Raw genomic sequence first — 23800 nt, forward strand, 5'->3', positions numbered from 1 at the left:
AGTTCTTGACCCGATTTAGGAATATTTTCCGAGGCCTTGACCCGCAAATCGTCGATTCGCGGGTAACGTCCCCGGCAAAGTTGGCACGGCAGGCGAAAATGCCGCACCCTGCTGAGGCTGGGTTTGTGAAGCCTACCGGGATTGGGCGCGTCGAAAGCTGGCTCCAGATCAACAGGTTGCGGTATACTCCGGCGTTACGGCCAGGCGCGACGCCCATGACCGATGAACAGCTCGTAGACATGCACAGGTTCCTTGCCGAGTACCATCGCACGCTCGCGAGGAAAGCGGTGCTCGACGTCGTGCAACAATACCACACTGATCTTGCGCAGCGGCTCGCGGATGAGGCCGCGCTGATACCAAGACGAACAGCAATTGCGCAGCGCCTTCTCGAAGGCGAGCAACGCCAAAGGGACCATGAGGAGTGAACGGCATCGGCCGCCAAGGATGGCGGGTCACGCTGGCGCTACGCCGCCCTGCGGACCTCGCCTGACAGTTTCGTGAATGGCGGAGGAAGGCTATCATGGCGCGCCATCACCACGCGATGGGGGCGGATGATCCGAGGGAGGCCGTCATGAACCAGCAGCAGCCAGTCAAGGACGCCAGTCACCTTTACGAAGTCGAGCGTCGTGCCCAACACGCCGCGCGCCCCGGCTTTCGCATTACGGAGTTGCAGCTCTCTGCAACCCAGAAGGTGCCGTGGCACACCCACACCAATGTCTCCGATACTTTTTACGTTCTGGAAGGCCACATGAGGCTGTTCCTGCAGGATCCGAAAGAGGAAGTGAATTTGAAGCCCGGCGAAGTCTATGTCGTCAGGCCCACGCGGCCGCATCTGGTGACCAACGGCGGCACGACATCGCTCACCTTCCTGGTTCTGCAGGGCGTGGGCGAATACGACTATGTTCCATTAGTGTCGCGTTAGCGCGAGCGCCCGCGGGGCCGCCGTCGCGGCAACGGGACCGTCACACTTTCTACAAACAACCGCGCGAAAATCCAGAAGACTAAGGGGGAATGTTGGGTCGTACTGCTGCAGGGGTCATCCAAACCAAAGGAGACAATGATGGCAACTCAAGTAAAGCCGGTTCCTGACGGATATCACACCCTCACGCCTTATCTCGTCGTCGACGGCGCGGAAAGGATCGTCCAATTCATGAAGAATGCATTCGGCGCACAATTCGTGGTCGAGCCGATGATGCGGCCCGACGGCAAGATCATGCACGCGGAGCTCAAGATCGGCGATTCCGTCGTGATGATTTCCGATGCTTCCGAGCGCGCAAAGGCCACTTCGGCCATGCTGCACGTCTACGTGCCCGATGTGGATGCGGTTTACCAGATGGCGCTGAAGGCCGGCGGCACGTCGGTGATGGAGCCTGCGGACATGTTCTATGGCGACCGCAGCGGCGGCGTGACGGACCCGGCCGGCAATCGCTGGCACATCGGCACCCACGTCGAGGACGTTTCGCCCGCTGAACTCAAGAAACGCGCGACGGAATTCATGAAGCAGCAAAACAAGGCGGCCTAGCGCCCCTCGCGGTAGAATAATGCGGGGCGGGTCAGCTTGTCTGTCGAAGCTCGGAAAGCAAAGGCGGAAGCGTAGCCCGCCCTGTCTACTGATACCAAGACAAGCGGCGATGGCGCGGCGCCTTCACAACGCCAAAGGGACGATGAGGAGTGAACGGCGGGTGCCGCAGCGTCAGAAATTGTAGGATGGGTAGAGCGCAGCGAAACCCATGGGTTATGGTTTTGCGAAGGTGATGGGTTTCGCTGCGCTCTACCCATCCTACATATTCGCCCAACAAAAAGATGGCGGGTTACGCTTCGCTAACCCGCCCTACGCGCTCTACCCATCCTACGTACTAAGGTCTAGGACACCGGCACAGCGCACGGAGGGATAGGTCCAGCCAACATCGCCGACTCGCGCGATGGACCGTCAACGCTGGCCGATGCAGTGGAAGCGTTTGAACGGTCGGGCAAGACCTTGACACGAACAGACACTCGTTCCCGTCCTCGATGGTTGATTGCTTCGTATCGGAGACTATCCGGCCCGCTGTAACCGGGTCGAGCCAGATAGAAAACGTTGATGCCGCGGACCCGGCGCCCGATACAAGCTCGATCCCTGCCCGAGTCGCCCGCCACCTCGAAATCCTCAATACGGTAACAAACAACGCCATATTTGGGCGGCTTCATGAGCAAGAGCTGGGGAAGCTCGATCGGTGTCGGCATATGCGTAGCCGTTGATGACGGTCTCTTCAGACGTCCGGGCGGTAACGGTCATCTCGCTGTCTTGCGCGAAGCACGATATGTCCATCGCAAGTACTGCGGTCACCACACCCAATATCAGGTCGCACGATCCATTGGCGCTCTGCCGTGATCTGGATCGTCGACGCCACGTTGCCACGGTCGTCTCCATCCGTCACAACGGCAAATTGTCGTGTTTTTTCATCGGTATCTCAACATGCTTGTCCTTCAGCATCGCCAGCGCCCGGGCGATTCGTCGCCTGGTCGAATGCGGCATGATGACGTCGTCGATGTAGCCGCGTTCGGCGGCAATGAACGGTGACAGAAAACGGTCTTCGTATTCCTTGGTGCGGGCGGTGATCGCTTCTGCGTCGCCGATATCGCTACGAAAGATGATTTCGACCGCGCCCTTGGCGCCCATCACGGCGATCTGCGCGGTCGGCCAGGCGTAGTTCATGTCGGCGCCGATTTCCTTCGACGCCATCACGTCGAACGCGCCGCCATAGGCTTTTCGGGTGATGACGGTGACCAGCGGCACCGTGCATTGCGAATAGGCGAACAAGAGCTTGGCGCCGTGCTTGATCAGGCCGCCATATTCCTGCGCGGTGCCGGGCAGGAAGCCCGGCACGTCGACGAAGGTCACGATCGGAATGTTGAAGGCGTCGCAGAAGCGGACGAAGCGCGCGGCTTTCCGTGACGCGTCACTATCGAGCACGCCCGCCAGCACCATCGGCTGGTTGGCGACGAAGCCCACGGTGCGTCCGGCGATACGGCCGAAACCGGTGACGATGTTTTTCGCAAACGTCTCGGAGATCTCGAAGAAGTCGCCCTCGTCGACGACTTTCAGGATCAATTCCTTCATGTCGTAGGGCTTGTTCGGATTGTCGGGGATCAGCGTGTCCAGCGACATGTCGACCCGGCCGATATCGTCAAAGCTCGGCCATTCCGGCACGCCGTCGGTGTTGTTCGATGGCAGAAAATCGATCAGCCGGCGCATCTGCAACAGCGTCTCGACGTCGTTCTCGAACGCGCCGTCCGCAATCGAGGAGCGCGTGGCGTGCACCGAGGCGCCGCCGAGTTCTTCCGCGGTCACGACTTCGTTGGTGACGGTCTTCACGACGTCGGGGCCGGTGACGAACATGTAGCTGGTGTTCTTCACCATGAAGATGAAGTCGGTCATCGCCGGCGAATAGACGTCGCCGCCGGCGCAGGGGCCCATGATGACGGAGATCTGCGGGATCACGCCGGAGGCAATGACGTTGCGGCGGAACACATAGGAATAGCCCGCCAAGGCAGCTACGCCTTCCTGGATGCGCGCGCCGCCGGCGTCGTAAAGCCCGATGATCGGCGCCCGCGCCTTCATGGCCATGTCCTGGATCTTGACGATTTTCTGCGCGTGGGTTTCGGATAGGGAGCCGCCGAACACGGTAAAATCCTTGGCGAACACAAACGTCTTGCGGCCGTTGACGGTGCCCCAGCCGGTGACGACGCCATCGCCCGGCACTTTTGACTTGTCCATGCCGAATTCGGTCGAGCGGTGCTCGACGAACATGTCGAATTCCTCGAACGAGCCCTTGTCGAGCAGCAACTCGATGCGCTCACGCGCGGTCAATTTGCCGCGGGCGTGCTGCGCCTCGATGCGCTTTTCGCCGCCGCCGAGCTTGGCGCCGGCGCGCCGTTCTTCGAGGGTGTCCAGGATATCCTTCATTTGCGCCTGCCCGTCCTTGAGTACCGATTTGGCTTTGGATTTCAGGGGTTCTAACACGGCAATTTCGGCACGGGAAACGGCCTTCGGGCATCTGGTAACCCTGCCCTGCGGTCGATATATGCGGGGGCCAGATCATGATCCCGATGGGATTATGATCTCATCTTTTGTTTGAGCATGATCTTTCCGGAAAACCGGCTCCCACCCCGCATCAAGTGCGGGGCAGGCTTTTTCCGGATCATGCTCTGGAGCCGAATCCGATGTCCGATACCGCAATTTCAGAACCCACAGGCTCCGCATCCGGCGGCGTGCGAACGCTGCTCCGGCTGGAGGGATTGGCGCTGTTTCTCGGCATGACGTTGCTGTACGGGGTCTGGGACGGGTCGTGGTGGGTCTACGCCATCCTGTTCCTGGCGCCCGATCTGTCCTTTGCCGGCTATCTCGCCGGCCCCAAGGCCGGCGCGGTGATCTACAACACCGCGCACAGCTACATGGCGCCGATGACGCTGATGACGACGGGCTTTGCGCTGTCCTCGCCGCTGGTGCTGTCGATCGCCATGATCTGGCTGGCCCATATCGGATTCGACCGCGCGCTCGGCTACGGCCTGAAATACTATGCCGGATTCGGCTTCACCCATCTTGGACGAATCGGCAACGCCCGGATTTGACAGGCTCCCGGCAGCTTGTAGTCTTCCCCAAAATCGACAAGGCGCGATAAGAAAATTTGGGGGGAAGCCGATGCTGACAGACTGGCGCGTCGCGGTTATGGCCGCGATTTTTTGTACCGGTGTTTTGCTGACCTGCATCGAAACCAACGCGCAATCGATGTCGAAGGAAATCGCCTCCCGGGTCGAGATCTACGCGATTCCGTCGCTGACCATTTCGGACCAGCAATTCCTGACCCGCGACGCCAACGGCAAACCGGTCACCGTCGCCGGCGAATTCCGCATCGCGCAAGGCAGCGGCAGGCTTCCGGTCGTTGTCATGATGCACGGTTCGAGCGGCGTCGGGCCTTCCATCGAACCGTGGGCGCACCAGTTCAATGCGATGGGGATTTCGACTTTCGTGATCGACGGTTTTTCCGGCCGCGGATTGACCGCGGTCGGCCCAAATCAGGCCCTGCTCGGCCGGCTCAATTTGATCATCGATATCTATCGCTCGCTGGAAATTCTCGCCAAACATCCGCGCGTCGACCCCAATCGCATCGTGCTGATGGGATTTTCGCGCGGCGGACAGGCCGCGCTCTACGCCAGCCTCGATCGCTTCAACAAACTCTGGAACAGGTCCGGCGTGCAGTTTGCCGGCTATATTCCGTTCTATCCGGATTGCTCCACGACCTACGCCACCGACACCGAGGTCGCGGCGCGCCCGATCCGGATCTTTCACGGCACGCCCGACGATTATAATCCGGTCGCAAGCTGCAAGCGATATGTCGCGCGGTTGCAGGAGGCCAAGCGCGACGTGGTGCTGACCGAATATCCGGACTCGCAGCACGGCTTTGACTCCGGCCTGCTCGGGCTGAGCACCGTTGCCGTGTCAACCAACGCGCAGACCGCGCGCAACTGCCACCTCAAAGAGGGCGAAGGCGGCCAGCTGATGAATGCCGATACGCAGGCGCCGTTTACCTACAAGGATCCCTGCATCGAACTCAATCCGCATGTCGGCGGCAATCCGGCGACCGCGATGGAAGCGCGCAAGGCCGTGAGCGACTTTCTGCAGGCGCTGTTCAAGCTGGAGTAGGCCTCGCTCTCTCCACGTCAAGCCCGGGCATGACGAATGAGAGGCAGGAACGCAAAAGTCGTCAATCGTCATTGCGAGCCAACGGGTCGCGCGAATGCGCGCCCGATGACAGGCTCCGCGAAGCAATCCATGCCTCAGCGCAGGAAGTATGGATTGCTTCGTCGCTTCGCTCCTCGCAATGACAACGTCCCCTACTTCTCCCCCACCTTGAACGGCGGCTGCTTGCCCGGAGGCACGGTTTCTTCCGCCATCGCCAGCAGCATCGCGACCATGACGTAATTGCCGGAGACCGCGGTCAGGTCGACGATCTGCTGGTCGTTGAATACTTTCTTGGCCCGCGCATAGGTTTCGTCGGAGACCTTCTTCGACGTCGTCAATTCCGTGACGAAGTCGTAGACGACGGCCTCGTCCTCGGCCATTTTCGACGGCCGCTTGCCCTCTTTCAATTCGGCGATGATGTCGGCCGACAGTCCGGCCTTTGCCGCCAGCGGCGCATGCGCGAACCATTCGACCTGCGAGGTCCACTGCCGCCCGATGATCAGGATCGCAAACTCGTTGAGTTTGGTCGGCACCGAGGTCTGCCAGCGCAGATAATAGAACAGATCGTACAGCCGCTGGCCCAGCACCGGGCTGCGGATCATCGGGTTATAGGGTCCGCCGAGGCCGACGCTGGACACCTTCATGATCTGCTCGCCGAGCGGCTTTTGAGCTTCGCTGAGCTGGTCCATGGTGAGCTGCGGAAAGCGCGGCTCCTTGCCGGTCGCGGGCGCTGCAAACATCGTGGCGGCGAACCAGCCGCCGGCCGCGGCAATGGCGAGCGACGACATCCAGAGTGACGCTTGGTGCATGATTTCCTCCGTGCATTTTTTTGTTGCACGAAGATGGTAGTCCGGCCGCGCTTCACGCGCCAGAGCCTCGGTTCTGATTAAATCAGAACCGAGGCTCTGGTCTTTTGTTTTGACGCGTTTTCTTCACGCGAACCGGTATCCACTTCGCTCGAAAACGCTATGGCGCGACGCAGGTCAGCCCGTCAGATCGCAGCGATATCGGCGAGGCATTGCTGCGTCACCGTCATCCGTGCCGCGATATGGCTCGGCTCCTTGCAGTCCATGTTCATCGCGAACACGGTCTGCTCGGAGCCCTTCTCGGCCCAGCCGACCAGCCAGCCCAGTGACGGCTTGCCCTGCTCCGCGCCGAGCAAGCCGCTCTTGGCACGGATGGTGGCGTCGCCGACTTTCGTCACCGGCAGGATGTCGCGCACCAGATCCTGGCTGCGTTTTGACACCGGCAACACGCCGCGGCGCAGCCGGTCGACGAAATCGACCTGCTGGATCGGATCGATGTGCAGATTGCCGGTCAGCCAGAACTGATCAATGCCGCCGCCGATGTCGCGGTTGCCGTAGTCGAACAGGTCGACATATTTCTGCATGCGCTCCTGGCCGATGCGGCGCGCGATCTCCTGATAGACCGGCACCGCGGAGACCGCGATCGCCGAGCGCATGGTGTGATCCTTGTTCCAGGCCTCGATGCTGCGCGTCACCCCGTCCCATTTGAAGACGTCCTTGTCGGGATCCGCGACCACGCCGGTCTCCAGCGCGATCAGCGAATTCGGGATCTTGAAGGTCGAGGCCGGCAACTTCGCCTGGCCGGATCGGACCTTGTCGCTGGCGATGATCAGATAATCGTCGACCTTGTAGCCGACGAAGGTGCCTTCGGTGCCGAGGTCGAAAAACCGTTTTGCCAGATCCTCGCGAAACTCGCTGCGCTGATAGGAGACATTGGCAAAGCTGCGCGAAGGCAAGATGGTCGCGGCGGCAAGAAGACCGAGCGCATGGCGGCGATTGATCACGGGGGTACCCGAACTGGTTGAGGAGCGCGGCAACGATGTGGATGCCATCGTGGTAAAACAATGACATTTACTTCCCCCTCTCCCCGCTTGCGGGGAGAGGGTAGGGGTGAGGGGGACTCTCCGCGAGCACGGTGCGTGGAGAGTCCCCCTCACCCGGATTGCTACGCAATCCGACCTCTCCCCGCAAGCGGGGCGAGGTGACCCGAACGCCGGCAGCGATTCAACCCAAAGCTTCCATGAGCTAGCGAACCCGGCCCGACAGCCGCAGCACAAAAATCAGCACTTCCGCCACCGCCTTATAGAGCTCGGCCGGGATTTCATCGCCGATCTCGACATTGGACAGCGCGCCCGCCAAAACCTCGTTCTCCTCGATCGGGATGTCGTGGGCTTTGGCGAGTTCGATGATCTTGGCGCCGATGACGCCCTTGCCCTTGGCGGTGACGCGCGGCGCGCCGGTCTTGTCGTAATGCAGCGCGACCGCGAGCTGGTTTCTGGTATCCACGCTCATAGCGCGCGATCCAGGAAATGCCCGGCGCGGGCCGGTGCGGCCTGCGGCGGGACGCCGGCGCGGATCGTGATTTCGCCGGGCCGAAGCTCGGCGCGGCTCAGCGCCTGGCTCAACTGTCCGGCGCCGGCGCGCAATTGCTCCGCGGTGGCGGGCCGTTCCGCCCACATCCGCACCGAGGTCTTGTCGCCGACCAGCGATACCAGCGCATGGACCGGACCGGCCGGCTCGACGTCGAGCGAAAACCGCGCCCGCCACACCCGCTTGCCGGCTTCAACGGTCTCGCCGCCGCCGTCGCGGGAAATTTCGAACTGTGCCATCGCCGTGCCCTGCGGCGTCACGAACGGAATCTCGAAATTCCAGCGCGGGGTGCTGGTGTCGATTTTGGTGTTTGAAAGGTCGATGCGGTCCGGCAGCGACGCCACCTGCAACAGGGTTTGCCGCGCGATCGCCGCATCGGTATCGCCGAGCAGATGATGCGCGGCTGTAGCCAGCGGCGCGCCGGGTGCGATCGACGGCGAAGCAATCGGCTGGGCGGTCGGCAGCGCGCCGCGAAACGGCGGCGGCGGCGTGTTGGTATGAACGGTCACGTCAGCGCCGAGAATATCGCGCGGCGTCGCCAACGATCGGGCGGGGTTGCCGAGTTCCTGCAAGGCTTCCTGCAGCAGATTCAAGGTCGCGCCCGCCGAGGGGCCGGCATCCAGCGCGGCGGCCAGCGCGCTGCGGCCAAGGCTGCCCGATTGAAAGATATCCTCGGCGATCGGCAGCCGCGCCTGCGGCAGAAGTATTTCCTCAATATCCGGGCTTGGTGATGGTGATGAAGCAACGTCAGGCGCAAGGCTGGGTGTTGCCGCCGCATGCAACGGCGCCGCCGCGTCCACCGCCGGCGCCACCGCTGCCGGCGTTGGTGCGCTGGCCGTCGTGCCGAGCACCGCCTGCAGCGTTTGCCGCAGCACGATCAACGCGGCTTTGAGATCGGGAACGCCAGTGGCGGTGGACGGGACCGAGCCCGATGCGAGCGAGGCTTCAAGAAAGAGTCCGGACTTCTGAAACGCCGCCTTGATATCGCTGCCGGCGAGATTTTGATCGAGGCTGGTCTGCTGCGCCAGCACCTGCGCAATCGCCTGCTGCAATTTCGGCGGCAGGCCGCCCGACGACGTCACCACGCCGAGATTTGCAAACAGCGGCGCCAGGCTTTCCTGCGCGGTCGCCGCACCCTGCGCCGCCGCCGAGACCACCGCGCGCTCCAGCGGCGTCAGCACGTTCCTTTGTGGCGCCGTGATCGTCGGCGGATTGCCGGCGGCATCGACCAGCGCCTCAGGCGAAAGTGATATCGCGTCGCCCGCAAGGCCAGCCGCATCGGCGCCCTGCCCGACCACCGCGAGCCGGACGCCATCCTGGGTGTGCGATACCGCGAGCTGCAGGGTCTGGCCCTCCTGCAGCGGGACTTCCGTGAGCACGTCGATCGACAGGCTCGCGATCGCGATCCGCACCAGATCGGCGGAGAGCACCTTCAAGACCTGCGCGTTGACCACGCTGCCGGCCTGCAGCGCGAGATCGGGCGCGGTCGCGCTGACCTCCTGGACGGCAATAACCGGAAGCACTGGATTGATGGATATCGCCATGGCGGAGGTCTCGGCCCGAAGGCGGAACGCTACCCCAGCGTCGTAAACCTCTCGTTAACCGACAGCGCGCGATCGGCAAAACTGGCAACCGGTTTTGCGTCCGATCGCACTCAAATCATGAAACAGGCGCATGTTCTTGCGCCCGGGGTTCAGGGCTTCAGGGCAGTCAGGATGCGGACCGCGGCCTGAAAATCGACCAGACGGGCGGCCCGGCGGGCCGCCACCTCCTCGTCCATGCCCCATTTCTCGATGTTCCAGTCCTCATCGACATGGGCGGCGGCCCAGACCTGTTCGGCGTCGCGCACGCCATGCGCCAGCGCCAGCGCCAGCAGCGCCGAGCCGGTCAGGGTGGTCACCACATGCAGCGCCGAGATCGACCAGGGGTCGTCAGGGAAAGCCCCCCGCGCCGCCGCCACCGCCGTCTCCGGCTGGGCGACATGCACGATGCCTTCGGCGAGGATGAAATGCGCGCCCAGCGTATCGGCCGCCCAAAACAGGATCGGGTCCCAATGCGCGGCTTCCTTGGCGACCAGCGCCTCGGGATGGCCGGCGCGATAGAACAGCAGATCGGTGCCGAGATATTTTGCAACATCGTCCGCAACCGCGTCGACCCGATCGGCTACCGCCTCGACGACGCTGTTGGCAAAGCGCGTCAGCGGCATGGTCAAGGGATTGATCATCTCGCCTTGCGCATTCCATTCGGCTGCGATCGCCTCCGCAATCTCGCGCGTGGGCGCCACCACCTGGCGGCCGGACGGCGTGCGGATCGGCTTGCCATCGAGCGTGACCGCAAAGCCGCCATCAGCCTCGGCCACGCCGGCCGAGGTATAAACGCGCTTGCGCTGCGGCCCACGCGTCGTGCGGCGCACAGCCTCCTGCGGATCGAGCGGGGATTTTCCCGCCACTTCATCGAATAATTCGCGCATGGGGCCTTATAGCGTTTTTGAGCGAGGTGGACAGCGGTTGGCGTAAAGAAGATAGGCTTGAAATAGATAGGTTTGGGCGGGATGCAAATAAAGCTGATCGGAATGGCGCGGATTTTCGCTGCAATCACGGTTCTGCTGGCTGGCCTCGCGCCGGCGCAGGCCGGGTTCCGCTCGCCGGAATCCCTGATCCGGAATGTCTATGCCTATTACGGCAATGGCGCATCCGAGCTTTCAAAGGGATTGCCGCGCGACGCGGAAACGGCGCGGCAGTTCTTCGACCAGGGCTTGCGCGCCGCGTGGAGCGCGCCGCGGGACGCGCCTTACGATTTCCTGGTGCAGAGCCCGACCTGGCAACTCGGCCCGATCTCGATTTCAATCCTGCGCCGGCAATTCGACAAGACTTATGTTGCCGTCGCCTTCGACAATCACGGCCGCGCCGTCACGCTGAACTTCATCGTCGTCAACGGCCCCGACGGCTGGGTGATTGCAGACGTCGAGAGCCCGCATGATTCGTTGCGGATGTTTCTCGCGCAGTTCAGGCAGTAGAGCGATCGGCCAATTCCGCTTCACGGCTTCTGATAGATGATATGGCCCGCGCGGATGGTGTAGGCGACCTTGGCGAGATTGCCGACATCGGCGATGGGATCGCCATCGAGCACCACGAGATCGGCGTCAAATCCCTGCTCGACCTTGCCCTTGTTCGCGGCCTTGAAGTAGCGCGCCGGGTTCGTCGTCAGCGACGCAAGCACCTGACTTTCCGAGAGCGCGCGGTGCATCAGTTCATATTCGAGCGAGGTGTCATACATTTCGGTGAAGCCGACGTCGGTTCCGAACAGAACGGCGCCGCCATTGTCGGAAAATGCCTTGAGCTGGTCGACGCCGGACCCGACCAGCCGGGCAGCCACCGACGGACCGCCGAGCGTTCTGGAAAACAGCGACAGCGTCGGAATCAACGCGGTGCCCTGCGATTTGAACCGGGCAAGTTGCTCGGGGCTGTAGCGTTCACCGGGCACGATGTGGGCGAGCACATCGACGTCTGCTGCAATCACCGTCTCCAGTCCGGTTCGGTTTTGCGGATGGGCGAACACCGGCTTGCCTTGTGCATGCGCCATATCGACCGCCGCCCTGGCGATCGCGACATCCATGTTCACCACGGGCTTGTCGCCCATATAGACGCCGGTGAACAGCTTCACACCGTCCATCCCCATTGCCATGAAGCCGCGCGCCATCTGCGTGGCTTCCTCGGGTGTCGCGGCTTCGGGGAGCCGGATTTCGGCAGGCAGATAGACGGGATGGCCGCCCTTGGGGAAGATGTTGCCGGCAAAACGGATGTTGGGACCCGCGACTTCACCCGCGTTGATGCGGCGGCGCAGCGGCAGGGAATCGTCCGGGTCGGAGCCAAGGTCCCACACGGTGGTGAACCCCCATTTGGTCAGCATCTCCCGCATGTGCTCTTCCAGCGGCGCCACCGGCGCGCTGGCCGCGTTTCGCCATGCGGCCTGTGTGAAATGGACGTGGCTGTTCCAGAAGCCGGCGACGACGGTCTTTCCCGTGCAATCGATGGTCTGCGCGTCTTTCGGGATTTCCACCTCACTGCGGCTGCCGATCGCGGTGATGACGCCGTTGGACGTCACCACGACGGCATCCGCGAGCGGGGCAGCATCCGGCGAGTTATAGACGCTGCCGCCCGCGAGAACGAGGTTCTGCGCGTTTGCCGCGACACCAAAAGAAGCCGCCGCACCGAGGAGGAAAAGGAACCGCGCGGCATGGCGCAGATTCCCGATCAAGCCTGAAATCCCTGAATGTTGCATGATGCTCGCTCGAAGCATTGAGGAAAGGAGCAGTTCGGACCGAACGATAGCCGATTGGAGCGGCCTCGCCTTGACAGTTCTTGCTCCGTCTCGAACGATATCGGATCACGGCGCGTTGACGCCGTGATGCACCGTCATTCCTCCGGCGCGTTCTCGATCGGATCGAACCGTTCGGCCTCGAGTCCGAGCAGGTTCCAGGACTGCAGCATATGCGGCGGCAGTGGCGCGCTGGCATCGATCACGCCGCCGCGCGGATGCGGGATCACGATCCGGCGCGCCAAGAGATGCAGGCGGTTCGAAATGCCGCCCGGCAGTTGCCAGTTTTCCTTGTTGAAATATTTGGGATCGCCGACGATGGCGTGATCGATATGCGCCATATGCGCGCGCAATTGATGGGTCCGTCCGGTGACCGGCTTCAGCGACACCCAGGCGAGCTTGGTCGCCGATGTCTCGACGACCGCGTAATAGGTCACGGCGTGGCTCGCGCCCTCGTCGCCATGCTTGGCGATCCGCATGATGGTGTCGTCCTCGCTCTCTTCCTTGGCGAGATAGGTCGAGATGCGGCCTTGCTTCGGCTTCGGCACCCCCGCGACCAGCGCCCAGTAGATTTTTCGCGCGGAGCGATGACGGAACGAGCCGGTCAACGCGGTCGCGGCAAACCGCGTTTTCGCGATCAAGAGGCAGCCCGCGGTTTCCTTGTCGAGCCGGTGCACCAGCCGCGGCTTCTGGCCCTTGGCGTCGCGCATTACTTCCAGCATGTCGTCGATATTGCGCGTGATGCCGGAGCCGCCTTGCACCGCCAGCCCCTGCGGCTTGTTCAGCACCATGACATCGGCGTCCTCGAACAGGATCATGTCTTTGAGCGCCTGCAGCGTTTTTTGCGCGGCTTCGGACAGGCTGCCGGGCGCGGCCTTCGGCGCATCGAGCTTCAGCGGCGGAATCCGAACACTCTGCCCCTCCTCCAGCCGGTCCTTGCTGTCGGCGCGCTTGCCGTTGACGCGCAGCTCGCCTTTGCGAACAATACGCTGGATGTGGGAAAACGACAGGCCGGGGAAACGCGCCTCGAGAAAGCGGTCGACGCGCATGTTGGTCTCGTCCGCTGTCACCACAACGGTCTGCACCTTGGTCGGCAGCGGCGGCGCCTCGGCGACGACTTTTTCAGGCTCGGGCACGAAGGGTTTCGGCGCACGCGGCGCGGAGGCCGCAAAGCGCGCCGGTGGCTTGCCGCCCGCGCGATGCGCCGGCGCCCGCTCGGCCTGCGAGCCCCGATAGGGCCGCGCGCCCTTGGGGCGATCGCCCGCCGGGCGGAGAGGCTTTTTGACGCGACGGCTCATGATGGCGCTGGCTCCGGAGTTAAGCCGTTGGGTAGCGCAAATGCCGCGAATCGTCACGGTGAAATCAGGGCAAATTCGCCTCGGGATCGGCCATGTTGGGCCAAAAGCCGAGAAAAATGCGGGATTCCGGATCGCACCGGCGAAATTGGCCTGGACCGCGCCGGCGGCGTTCGATGGCGGGTTCGGCATCGGCGCAGCAGAGCCTAAGGCGGTCTCCCGCTCATGGTTCAATTTGAGAGGAGTGCTAGCCCAAGGCCAGACAACAACACTACGACCAAAACGGCTCTCTTGAAGAAATCCGCCGGGATCACATCGCGAAGCCCTTGTCCAAGATACATTCCGATTCCCACGGGGATCAAGGCGCTAGTTGAAATCACCAAGTCGATCCAACTGAACCTGCGGCTCGACGACAGGAATATCGCCAGCAGCGCGGACGAAAGGACAAGGAAGAGCGACGCTTCCTTGGTGAACTCCTTGCCACGCAAGCCCTTCGCCACCAGATACGTAAATACCAGCGGCCCGGGCATTGCGGCCATACCGCCAAGCGCGCCGCCTGCAAAACCTGCGGCTACACCAACAGGAGTTTTAAGACTTTCTCGCAACCGAAATCTTGGTGCAACCAACGCAAGCCCCGCCCCCAGGACGATCACAGACCCAGCGATCATTTTTGTGACCGCGGGATCGCCGTCCATAAGGACAATCACGCCGACAAGAATGCCTGGCATCATTCCAAGCAGAACGGGAATAAGGCGCATGAAACATTCAACCGTTTCTCCGCCCTCAAGGGCCTGAGGTATGTTGCTCAGGATCAGCGGCACAGACAAAAGCATGACAGCTGCACGCACGTCGATCAGCATTGCGAGCAGTGGAAGGGCTACGATCGGCATCCCGACGCCGATGATGCCTTTCATCAGACCTGCGACCACCAGGAATAGGGCCAGGAGGGCCAGAATCGGCCCTGGAGAAGTATGAAGAACATCCCATAGCATGAGGTTTTCTGCCCGCTTGAATTTGGATTCAATCGCAGCGCAATGAACTGCAACGGATGAACTGGACTGGTGGTGAAATCGAATTGATGAAACGCAATGGCGCGCGCCATTGCGCAAGCGGTTGGATTTTCGTGGTTTGCTAGTCGTACAACGAGGATGAGGATATTGCCTCACGTGGGGAGGTTGTGGCCTCGTTCGCGGAAGGACGCAGCCAGATTCCCGCGGCGATGTGAATCAGAAGAAATGCGACTGCCACGGCAACAAGCCAACGCATCTCACTTGAGGAAGGCCTGACAGCCCTCTTATCTTGATCCGACCTGCCAGTAACCGGCGGTTTCCGATCTCCGGAGTTCTGGCTCAATTCGTGACTGATGCGCACTTGGGCGTCCGCGATCAAATGACCATATTGGCGCAGGATTCGACGCGCCTGTCGGTGTCGCGAGGCGTGCAGCGCCGATGCGATAAGTGTGAAAATGTTTCGCCCTTGCTTTTCGACGTGAAAATCGGAAGCGAGAGGCGTCAGTCCAGCCGAAGGGCACGAAGCGTTTCTCATTTTCGGAACACCAATGCAAAATTGATAATTCGATGCTGTTGTCAGCAGAAAATTTGTAATAGACGGCCTCTAGGGGCTGATCGGCTCAGAAGAACCCGGCACTGAGATCCAGCCCATAAGTCATCCACAGCACTGATACCAACAGGCCCGCCGCGCAAAGCAGCGCAAACTGCTTGAGGACCTCTGTTTGACGTGATGATGCAGGAAATACGCGGGCGAAGACGCTTGCGATGGCGGCAGTTGCAGGGGCTCGCATGTAACCTCCAGGATTGGTAGTGCGCGATGGCAATGGACCGAAGCCCGACTGGCACCCGGCACGTCGCTCGCGTGACAGCAACTGAAGCCTGCCACCGTCTTTGCCGGCGTTAGTCGGGCGTCACACGACCGTCAATTTTGCTGGCAAGGCTCGGAAAAAATGCAGGATTGGCTTTTTGGAAGGTTGGCACCGTGCGAATCTGGCAAGCAAAATGTCGTGGAAATGCTCCACCGGAAGATTTTTGATCTTATGGTGCATCTCGGAGACATCGATACTCACGCTCTTGGTCGAGCCCACGTCCGCCGCAGCAATCGGATTGCGATCTTGGACTATGGGTGCTTCAGTAGCAAAGGTTGCCAGAAAAACCGCGACGCTTCGGCTTTCGCTTCGTGCAAGCCGATGCCGATATCGCGGAGAAAATCGGGCTTGTCTTCGAGATCCGCGCGCAACTCTGCCCTGAAACAGGCTCGCTGCCACCACGTGGCAGGCAGGCTGAAGATCGCACCGAGGCGCAGATGATCGTCGCCTGATTCAAGCTGTGTACAGGCGCGCATGGTGGTACTCCGATTTTTGCGACCGGGATGTCCCGGCACATCGTTGCGTGACACCAATTGGAGCCTGTCGAAGTCGTCGCCGGCGTCAGTCAGGCGTTACAGAAGCGTTACTTTTGCTCGGAGCGTCGTGATAAGGCATATTAGGTCGTTCGAATGAGTTTCCAGGAAGGGCTTCATCTTGCAAATCCCGCGCGCGCCAATGGACGGCGCGCCGTCCCCGAAGTTTGGTCTGTCGTTGCTGGGAGGCTTCGAGCTGACCGGGCCGGATGGCGTTGTCGACCTGCCGAGCAAAAAGCTTGCGGGCTTGCTGGCCTATCTCGCCTGCACCGCGCCGCAGCCGCAGCCGCGTGAAAGGTTGTCGGCGCTGTTGTGGGGCTCCCACTTCGACGCCCAGGCCAAGCAGAACCTGCGCCAGGCCCTGTTCCGGCTGCGCAAAGTGCTCGGCGAGGACGCTCTGGAGAGCGACGGCGAGGTTGTATCGCTCAATGCGGCGGCCGTTCTATGCGATGTCAGCCGGTTCGAGGCCCTGGTCCGTGAGGGCACTCGCGATGCGTTGAGTGCAGCAACGGACCTCTACCGGGGCCGACTGATCGACGACGTTACCGTCAGCGAAGAGAGCTGGAACGAATGGGTCACGGGTGAACGCGAGAGGTTGTTTGAGCTCGCTCTCGGCGCCATGGTGGGGCTCGGTGAGCAGGAGTTGGCCGCCGGCCGCGCCGAACACGCGCTGAAAGCCGGCCAGCGTGCCGTCGCGCTCAACAACCTGCGCGAGGACGCCCATCGCTTGATCGTACAGGCGCTGGCCGCCACCGGACGCAAGGCCGAAGCGCTCAAGCACTACCAGGGCCTCGCTGTGCTGCTCAAGCGCGAGCTGAACACGGAGCCCGATGCGGCAACCAGGTCACTCGCCGCCAAGCTTCGCACCACGCAGCCGCCGAGTGGATCGCCCGCTGTCAAGCTCGCGCTGCCACAACCCGACCGAGGGTCGGTTGCGGTGCTACCCATTGCCAATATGAGGGGCGAGGCAAACACCCAGACCCCCGCAGCGCGGAGCGATGCAACAGCGTCTGCGGCGGTCGGTTCTGAGCGACGACAGCTCACGATCATGGCCTGTAACATCGTCGATTCGATGGCTCTTTCGACCCGTCTTGACCCCGAACATATGCGTGATCTGATCACCTCTTTCCACAAGATGATCGAAGATGTGGCGTCGCGATTCGATGGATTTGTCGCCCAGTATCTGGGCGACGGCGTGCTCGTCTATTTTGGCTACCCGACGGCTGATGAGCATGACACAGAACAGGCTGTGCGCGCCGGCCTTGCCATTCTCGATGCGGTCCGAACGCTGGAAGCACCTTCCAGCACGCCTCTTCAGGCGAGCGTCGGCATCGCCACGGGGCTGGTTGTCGTTGGCGAGCAGTTGGGGGCGAGCGATACCGGGCAGCGCGTTGCAATCGGCGGAACGCCAAACCTGGCGGCGCGGCTTCAGGCCGTGGCACTGCCAGGCGAGGTCGTTATTGCGAGCGGCACGCAGCGGCTGGTAGGGCGGATGTTCGACTGCCGCGCACTCAGTGCCATCGAGGTGAAGGGACTCTCGCAGCCGGTCGAAGCGTGGCAGGTGCTTGGCGAGACGGCTGGCGTCAGCCGCTTCGAGGCGCGTCGCGCGAGCGCGCATTCAGCACTCGTTGGTCGGCGCGAGGAGATCGAGCTGCTGCTCCGCCGTTGGGATCAGGCCAAGCTCGGCGAGGGGCGGGTCGTGCTGCTCTCCGGCGAGCCCGGCATCGGCAAGTCGCGCATCGCTGAAAGCCTGCTGGCCAAGCTCAGGGACGAGCAGCGAGCTTGTCTTCGCTATTCTTGCTCTCCGCACCATACGCGCAGTCCGCTCTACCCGTTCATTGCGCAGCTCGAGCAGGCCGCGGGATTCGAACCGGAGAGCAGCGCCGGAGCGAAGCTCGACAGACTGGAAGCCCTGCTCGGGCCGACGGCGAAAAATCTACCATGCGACGTGGCGCTCATCGCCGAGCTATTGGCGGTACCCACGAACGGGCGATACCCGGCGCTGGCGGTCAGCCCCCAGCAGAAGCGAGAGATGACGCTCACGGCAATTCTCGACCAGCTCGAGGGTGTGGCGGCGCAGAGCCCGGTCCTGATCGTGTTCGAGGTCGTCCATTGGATTGATCCGACGTCACAGGATTTGCTCGATCGAATGGTTGCTCGCGCCGCGAGCCTGCTGGTGCTGCTGGTCGTGACGGTCCGGCCGGAGCTCCAGCCAACGTGGGTCGGCCAGCCGCATGTGACGATGCTGCCCTTGAGCCGCCTCGGCCGTCGCGACAGCGCCGCCATCATTGCCGGCATCACCAGGGACAAGGCGCTGCCAGACGCAGTCGTCGATCAGGTCCTTGCGCACACAGATGGCGTGCCGCTGTTCATCGAGGAGCTGACCAGTACGCTGCTCGAGAGCGGGCTGTTGCGTGAGACGACGGACAGCTACGTGCTCGACGGACCGCTGCCGCCGCTCGCCATTCCGACGTCGCTGCAGGCCTCGCTGGTGGCGCGCCTCGACCGGCTTGCCTCGGTGAAGGATGTGGCGCAGATCGGCGCCGCGATCGGACGGGAGTTCTCCCATGAGCTGATTGGCGCGGTGTCGCCCTCCGCCCCGGCCGACCTCGACGCAGCGCTTGAGCGGCTGACGGCCTCCGGCCTCATCTCCCGGCGGGGAGCGCCGCCGGAGGCGACCTACGCGTTCAAGCACGCGCTGGTTCAGGATGCCGCCTACGCAACGATGCTCAAGAGCCGGCGGCGGCAGTTGCATGCGGGCATCGCCAACGTGCTGGTCGGGCGGTTCCCGGCGACGGTCGAACGCCTGCCCGAACTCGTCGCGCACCATTTCACCGAGGCCAAGCTTGCGAGCGAGGCGATCGGCTATTGGCGCAAGGCGGGTCAGCTTGCAAGCGCGCGGTCGGCCGGCCGCGAGGCTGTCACCTTCTTCGAGCAGGCGCTGCATCTGCTCGAGACGCAGCCGGAGAGTCAGTCCACGCTGGAGCAAGGCTTCGATCTCCGTCTCGAGCTGCGTCCGGTGCTGCTCGAACTCGGTAGAGGCCCGCGGCTGTTGGAGTGCCTGCGCGAGGCCGAGGCGCTGGCCGAGCGGCTGAATGACGACCGCCGGCGCGGCCGGGTCTATGCATTCACGACGGTCGCCCACTCGTTACGCGGCGAGTTGAGCGAGGCACTCGCGGCCGGTACCCGCGCGTTGGAGGCGGCCGGGCGTCTCAATGACTTGCGACTTCGCATCGTCACCACGAGCCTTCTGGTGCAGGTACATTACGCCCGGGGTGAGTATGAGCGGGTGATTGAACTGGCCACCGGCAACCTCGCCGCGTTGCCTGCTGATTGGGTGCACGAAACTTTCGGACTTGGCGGACCTCCATCGGTCTGGGATCGGGGTTGTCTGATCATGAGCCTCGCCGAGATGGGCCGATTCGCCGAAGCGGCCAAGTACGAAGCCGAGGCGATCAGCATCGCCGAACCGACCCAGCATGCATTTACCATCAGCATGGCGCTGTTCGCCGCGAGCGCGCTCCATCTCCTCAAGGGCGACTGGGCCCAGGCGCGCTCACGGATCGAGCGCTGGGTCGCGCTGGCCCGCACCGGAAACTTCCTTTTCCACCTTCCCTGGGGGATTGCCTCCTCGGCCTGGCCTCTGGCGGAACTCGGCGAGACCAGCGAGGCGCTGAACCGGCTCACGGAAAGCGAGCCGCTGCTCGAGCGTCTGGCGGCGGGCCGTATCATCGCGAATATCGCCTGGTTCTATTGCGCGCTGGGGCGCGCTTGTCTGCGGCTCGGCCGGCGCGACGAGGCGAGACGTCTCGGCGACCGCGCGCTCGAATTCTGTTCGTCTCAACCAGGCTTCGCGGCCCATGCGTTGCACCTGCTCGGCGATATCGCTGCCCACCCCGATCAGTTCGATGCCGAGCGCGGCGAGACTCATTTTCGCCAGGCGCTGGCCGTCGCCGAGGGGCTCGGGATGCGCCCCCTCATCGCCTACTGCCACCTCGGTCTCGGCAAGATCTACCTGCGCACGAGCAAACGGGATCAGGCCCGCGACCACCTCGCCACCGCGACGACGATGTACCGCGACATCGACATGCCGTTCTGGCTGGAGCAGGCAGAGGCGGAGCTTCATCGGCTGTAGTCGTCGCAACGCGGCTTTTGAAGCAGCTCACCCTTGTCACGAACCAATATGACAAAACTCGCGGCCGGCACTCCGGCCTTCATCAGGCTCGCATCAGTCCGCCACTGGCTGCGTGTCCACGAGTCCCCGCCCTGGTGTCGCAAGCGCCGCTGCGATGGAGGACCGTTGGGCCGCTATTTCGGCCCCCGCTCCCGCCGCAGCTTCGCCCAGTAATCCAGCCGCCGGCGGATCTCGCGCTCAAAGCCGCGGTCGGGCGGGTCGTAGAAGGTCTGATGGCCCAGCGCGTCCGGGAAATACTCCTGGCCGGAAAACGCGTCCGGCGCGTCGTGGTCGTATTCGTAGCCGCCGCCATAGCCTTCCGACTTCATCAGCTTGGTCGGCGAATTGAGGATATGCTTTGGCGGCAGCAGCGAACCGCCCTCCTTCGCCGCGCGCATCGCGGCACCGAATGCCATGTAGGCGGCGTTCGATTTCGGCGCGGTGGCGAGATAGATCACGGCCTGCGCGATCGCGAGTTCGCCTTCCGGGTGGCCCAGAAAATCATAGGCGTCCTTGGCGGCGTTGCAGATCACCAGCGCCTGCGGATCGGCGAGGCCGATATCCTCGACCGCCATCCGCACCACGCGCCGCGCCAGGAACAGCGGATCCTCGCCGGCATCCATCATGCGCGCCAGATAATACAGCGCCGCATCCGGATCGGAGCCGCGCACGGATTTATGCAGCGCCGAGATCAGGTTGTAATGGCCATCGGCCGATTTGTCGTAGATCGGCGCGCGGCGCTGCAGGATGTCCTGCAACTGTTCGGCGTTGAAGACCTCGTCCTTGCGCGCGGCGCGCCAGACTTCTTCGGCAAGCGTTAGCGCAGCACGGCCGTCGCCATCGGCCATCCGCACCAGCACGGCGCGCGCCTCGGCATCGAGCGGCAGTTTCCGTGCCTCGACCTTCTCGGCATGGGCGTAAAGTTTTTCGACCGCGGCGGGATCGAGCGAATGAAACACCAGCACGCGCGCCCGCGACAACAACGCCGCGTTGAGCTCGAACGACGGATTTTCGGTGGTGGCGCCGACCAGCACCACGGTGCCGTCTTCCATCACAGGCAAAAAAGAATCCTGCTGCGCGCGGTTGAATCTGTGCACCTCGTCGACGAACAGCAGCGTGCCCCTGCCCATCTCGCGGCGCGCGCGCGCAGCGTCGAACACCTTTTTCAGGTCGGCCACGCCGGAAAACACCGCCGAAATCTGCTCGAAATGTAGTTCCGTCGCGTCCGCCAACAACCGCGCCACCGTGGTTTTGCCGGTGCCGGGCGGTCCCCAGAACACCAATGAGCCCAGCGTGCGCGTTTCCAGCATCCGCGTCAGCGCGCCGTCGGGACCGAGGATGTGATCCTGGCCGACGACATCGGCCAGCGCCTGCGGGCGCAACCGGTCGGGCAGCGGACGCGGGGCGTCCTGCTCCATCCCTGCCGCGGCAAAGAGGTTGGTAGCCTCGCGCGGTTGCTTCGGGCTCATCCGCCCAGCGTCACGTTGATCTGCTGCCCGCCGCGCACCAGGACGATGCGCCAGACTCTCGCTGACGTCTTCGAAGCCTTGTCGAGGTCGCTGGTTTTGGCGATCTTCTCATTGTTCACCGCCAGGATAATGTCGCCCTTCTGGAAGCCGACATTGGCGGCCGTTCCATCGTCGGCGAGATCGGTCACCACGACGCCTTCGGTCGACCCATCCAGATGCAGTTCGTCGGCCACCGCAGGCGAGATGTTGGCGACCTTGGCCCCCTGGAACGGCGAACGCGCGGTCAGCACGATTTCATCGCGGTTGGTGTCGGGCGCGGTCTCCAGCGCCACCGTCAGCTTGACGGTCTTGCTGCCGCGCTGCACGTCGATCTGTGCCGAGCCGCCGAGCGGCCGGGTGGCGAAGCGATAGTCGAATGCGTTGGGATCGTCGATCGCCTGGCCGTCGATCGCGACAATCAGATCCGACAATTTCAGCCCGGCCCGCGACGCCGGGCTGTTCGGCGCGACATTGGCGACCAGCGCGCCATTCGGCAGCTTCAGCCCCAGGGTCTCGGCGATTTCAGGCGTCACCGCCTGCAGCCGCGCGCCAAGCCACGGGCGCTTCACCGCCTTGCCGCCGCTCTTGGCGGACGCCACGACCACGCGCACCATGTTGGCGGGGATCGCAAAGCCGATGCCCTGCGAGCCGCCGGAGCGCGAATAGATCGCGGTGTTGATGCCGGCGAGCTTGCCGGTCATGTCGACCAGCGCGCCGCCGGAATTGCCGGGATTGATCGCAGCATCGGTCTGGATGAAGAACTGATAGTCGGTGATGCCGACCTGGGTGCGCGCCAGCGCCGAGATGATGCCGTGCGTCACGGTCTGGCCGACACCGAAGGGATTGCCGATTGCGAGCACGACGTCGCCGACCAGCAATTCATCCGAGTTGGCGAAGTCGAGGGTCGGAAACTTCTCCTTGGTGTCCTTCAGGCGCAGCACCGCCAAATCAGTGCGGCTGTCCTTGAGCACGATCTCGGCCTCGTATTCCCGCTTGTCGGCGAGCGAGACCTTGACCTGGTCCGCGCCTTCAATGACGTGGTTGTTGGTGACGACCAGACCGGACGCGTCGACCATCACGCCCGAACCCAGCGAACGCTGCATCTGTTCCGGCTGCTGGCCGGGTACGCCGAAGAAGCGGCGGAAGATCGGATCGTCCAGCAGCGGGTTGCGGTTCTGCACGGTCTTGGCGGCATAGACGTTGACCACCGCGGGCTGCACGCGCTGCACGATCGGCGCGTAGGACATTCGCAGTTCCGCGGGCGAGGACGGCACACGGCGATCCTGCGCCAGCGCCGGGGTTGCGACCACGGCGGAAACCAGCAGCACAGCCAAAGAGCGTATCAACATCTTGCGAAAATCCTGAAATTCGTGGCCTTTGATATAGGTGCCAGCCAACAGCGAGAGAAGAGAAACCGGGACGCGAAACCGTTACCTTTGTTTGAGCATGATCTTTTCGGAAAACCGGTGCCCACTTTTCCGGATCATGCTCTACGCCGCGCGATCGGGCGCTTTGATGGTTGCCGGCACCGGCGCACAGGATAGCCTTTCCTGATGGCCTTCGCCCCAGGCCTTCAACGTATCGATCACCGGCCGCAGGCTCTCGCCGATCTCGGACAGGGTATATTCGACCCGCGGCGGTACCTCGGCATAGACCTTGCGGATCACGAGATCGTCGTCCTCCAGCGCGCGGAGCTGCTTTGTCAGCATGCGCTGGGTAATACCGGGCATCCGCCGCCGCAACTCCCCAAAGCGCTGGGTGCCGGCCTGCAGGTGGAACAGGATGACGCCCATCCACTTGCCATCGATCAGGTCGAGCGTTGCTTCCACCGCGCAGCCGGGCCGATGGGCAAAATTCCGCCGTTTCATGCGATTTTCCGGGTGTTTTCCAATAGTATCCAAATAGGGACTATATCCCTGAATTTACAGTACTTGCCATTTTGACGCCAGCGCGACAATTAGCCGGAGAGCGCTTTT

General features: G+C 62.9%; 20 protein-coding genes. 7 read left to right on the plus strand and 13 right to left on the minus strand.

From position 1 onward, the window contains the following. The first annotated feature begins 215 nt into the window (after positions 1-215). The 3 genes from NL528_RS27615 (at position 216) to NL528_RS27625 (ending at position 1522) form a co-directional block, all read left to right on the plus strand. Positions 216-425 carry a hypothetical protein gene (locus NL528_RS27615; protein ID WP_309177598.1) on the plus strand — a complete coding sequence of 70 codons (210 nt, stop codon included), beginning with the start codon at positions 216-218 and terminating at the stop codon, positions 423-425. 95 nt (positions 426-520) lie between these two features. Then, entirely contained in the window at positions 521-922 is a 402-nt protein-coding gene (locus NL528_RS27620) for a cupin domain-containing protein (RefSeq protein WP_309177599.1), read from the plus strand. Between the two features lie 138 nt (positions 923-1060). Then, positions 1061-1522, plus strand: coding sequence for a VOC family protein (locus tag NL528_RS27625; RefSeq protein ID WP_309177600.1), 462 nt, complete (start codon positions 1061-1063; stop codon positions 1520-1522). 891 nt (positions 1523-2413) lie between these two features. Here the strand turns inward: NL528_RS27625 and NL528_RS27630 are convergent. Beyond that, positions 2414-3946, minus strand: a complete 1533-nt coding sequence (locus tag NL528_RS27630) for an acyl-CoA carboxylase subunit beta (RefSeq protein WP_309185049.1) — start codon at positions 3944-3946, stop codon at positions 2414-2416. A gap of 257 nt (positions 3947-4203) precedes the next feature. Between NL528_RS27630 and NL528_RS27635 the strand changes: the two genes are divergently transcribed. Together NL528_RS27635 and NL528_RS27640 are read left to right on the plus strand one after the other, a co-directional pair. Beyond that, positions 4204-4611, plus strand: a complete 408-nt coding sequence (locus tag NL528_RS27635) for a DUF4260 domain-containing protein (protein ID WP_309177601.1) — start codon at positions 4204-4206, stop codon at positions 4609-4611. A gap of 70 nt (positions 4612-4681) precedes the next feature. Further along, entirely contained in the window at positions 4682-5683 is a 1002-nt protein-coding gene (locus NL528_RS27640) for a dienelactone hydrolase family protein (protein WP_375143896.1), read from the plus strand. Positions 5684-5874: 191 nt separating this feature from the next. On the opposite strand, the gene NL528_RS27645 is transcribed toward NL528_RS27640, so the two are convergent. From NL528_RS27645 to NL528_RS27665, 5 genes are all read right to left on the minus strand, one after another. After that, positions 5875-6531 carry a carboxymuconolactone decarboxylase family protein gene (locus tag NL528_RS27645; RefSeq protein ID WP_309177602.1) on the minus strand — a complete coding sequence of 219 codons (657 nt, stop codon included), beginning with the start codon at positions 6529-6531 and terminating at the stop codon, positions 5875-5877. A gap of 182 nt (positions 6532-6713) precedes the next feature. Further along, positions 6714-7532 (minus strand): class D beta-lactamase, encoded by an 819-nt coding sequence (gene blaOXA, locus NL528_RS27650; RefSeq protein WP_309177603.1) that lies wholly within the window; start codon positions 7530-7532, stop codon positions 6714-6716. Positions 7533-7773: 241 nt separating this feature from the next. Next, complete coding sequence (locus NL528_RS27655) at positions 7774-8040, minus strand: EscU/YscU/HrcU family type III secretion system export apparatus switch protein (protein ID WP_309177604.1); 267 nt, start codon at positions 8038-8040, stop codon at positions 7774-7776. Continuing rightward, a complete protein-coding gene (locus NL528_RS27660) occupies positions 8037-9662 on the minus strand; it encodes a flagellar hook-length control protein FliK (RefSeq protein WP_309177605.1) in 1626 nt (541 codons plus the stop codon). Before NL528_RS27660 ends, NL528_RS27655 begins: the two co-directional genes overlap by 4 nt. Before the next feature lie 149 nt (positions 9663-9811). Continuing rightward, a complete protein-coding gene (locus NL528_RS27665; protein ID WP_309177606.1) occupies positions 9812-10588 on the minus strand; it encodes an ATP12 family protein in 777 nt (258 codons plus the stop codon). Between the two features lie 102 nt (positions 10589-10690). Here NL528_RS27665 and NL528_RS27670 point away from each other — a divergent pair, with 102 nt between their 5' ends. Then, the gene (locus NL528_RS27670; protein ID WP_309185051.1) at positions 10691-11134 is read left to right on the plus strand and encodes a hypothetical protein; all 444 of its coding nucleotides are present in this window, start codon (positions 10691-10693) and stop codon (positions 11132-11134) included. Positions 11135-11154: 20 nt separating this feature from the next. On the opposite strand, the gene NL528_RS27675 is transcribed toward NL528_RS27670, so the two are convergent. The 4 genes from NL528_RS27675 to NL528_RS27690 form a co-directional block, all read right to left on the minus strand. Beyond that, positions 11155-12375, minus strand: a complete 1221-nt coding sequence (locus NL528_RS27675) for an amidohydrolase family protein (RefSeq protein WP_309177607.1) — start codon at positions 12373-12375, stop codon at positions 11155-11157. A gap of 158 nt (positions 12376-12533) precedes the next feature. After that, positions 12534-13733 carry an RluA family pseudouridine synthase gene (locus NL528_RS27680; protein WP_309177608.1) on the minus strand — a complete coding sequence of 400 codons (1200 nt, stop codon included), beginning with the start codon at positions 13731-13733 and terminating at the stop codon, positions 12534-12536. A gap of 227 nt (positions 13734-13960) precedes the next feature. Further along, positions 13961-14839, minus strand: a complete 879-nt coding sequence (locus tag NL528_RS27685) for a sulfite exporter TauE/SafE family protein (RefSeq protein WP_309177609.1) — start codon at positions 14837-14839, stop codon at positions 13961-13963. Between the two features lie 1021 nt (positions 14840-15860). Next, on the minus strand, positions 15861-16085 hold the full coding sequence (locus NL528_RS27690) for a hypothetical protein (RefSeq protein ID WP_309177610.1): 225 nt from the start codon (positions 16083-16085) through the stop codon (positions 15861-15863). 178 nt (positions 16086-16263) lie between these two features. Between NL528_RS27690 and NL528_RS27695 the strand changes: the two genes are divergently transcribed. Further along, positions 16264-20277, plus strand: coding sequence for a BTAD domain-containing putative transcriptional regulator (locus NL528_RS27695; RefSeq protein ID WP_309177611.1), 4014 nt, complete (start codon positions 16264-16266; stop codon positions 20275-20277). Positions 20278-20450: 173 nt separating this feature from the next. Here NL528_RS27695 and NL528_RS27700 read toward each other — a convergent pair whose 3' ends face one another. The 3 genes from NL528_RS27700 to NL528_RS27710 all read right to left on the minus strand — a co-directional run bounded on the left by NL528_RS27700 (position 20451) and on the right by NL528_RS27710 (position 23692). Further along, positions 20451-21785: a replication-associated recombination protein A gene (locus tag NL528_RS27700; RefSeq protein WP_309177612.1), complete on the minus strand. Its 1335-nt coding sequence runs from the start codon at positions 21783-21785 to the stop codon at positions 20451-20453. Beyond that, positions 21782-23173: a DegQ family serine endoprotease gene (locus tag NL528_RS27705; protein WP_309177613.1), complete on the minus strand. Its 1392-nt coding sequence runs from the start codon at positions 23171-23173 to the stop codon at positions 21782-21784. The genes NL528_RS27700 and NL528_RS27705 overlap by 4 nt, the downstream gene beginning before the upstream one ends. A 141-nt stretch (positions 23174-23314) precedes the next feature. After that, on the minus strand, positions 23315-23692 hold the full coding sequence (locus NL528_RS27710) for a helix-turn-helix domain-containing protein (RefSeq protein ID WP_309177614.1): 378 nt from the start codon (positions 23690-23692) through the stop codon (positions 23315-23317). Positions 23693-23800: the final 108 nt, after the last annotated feature.

It is taken from the genome of Bradyrhizobium sp. Ash2021 (assembly GCF_031202265.1).
GTDB lineage: Bacteria > Pseudomonadota > Alphaproteobacteria > Rhizobiales > Xanthobacteraceae > Bradyrhizobium.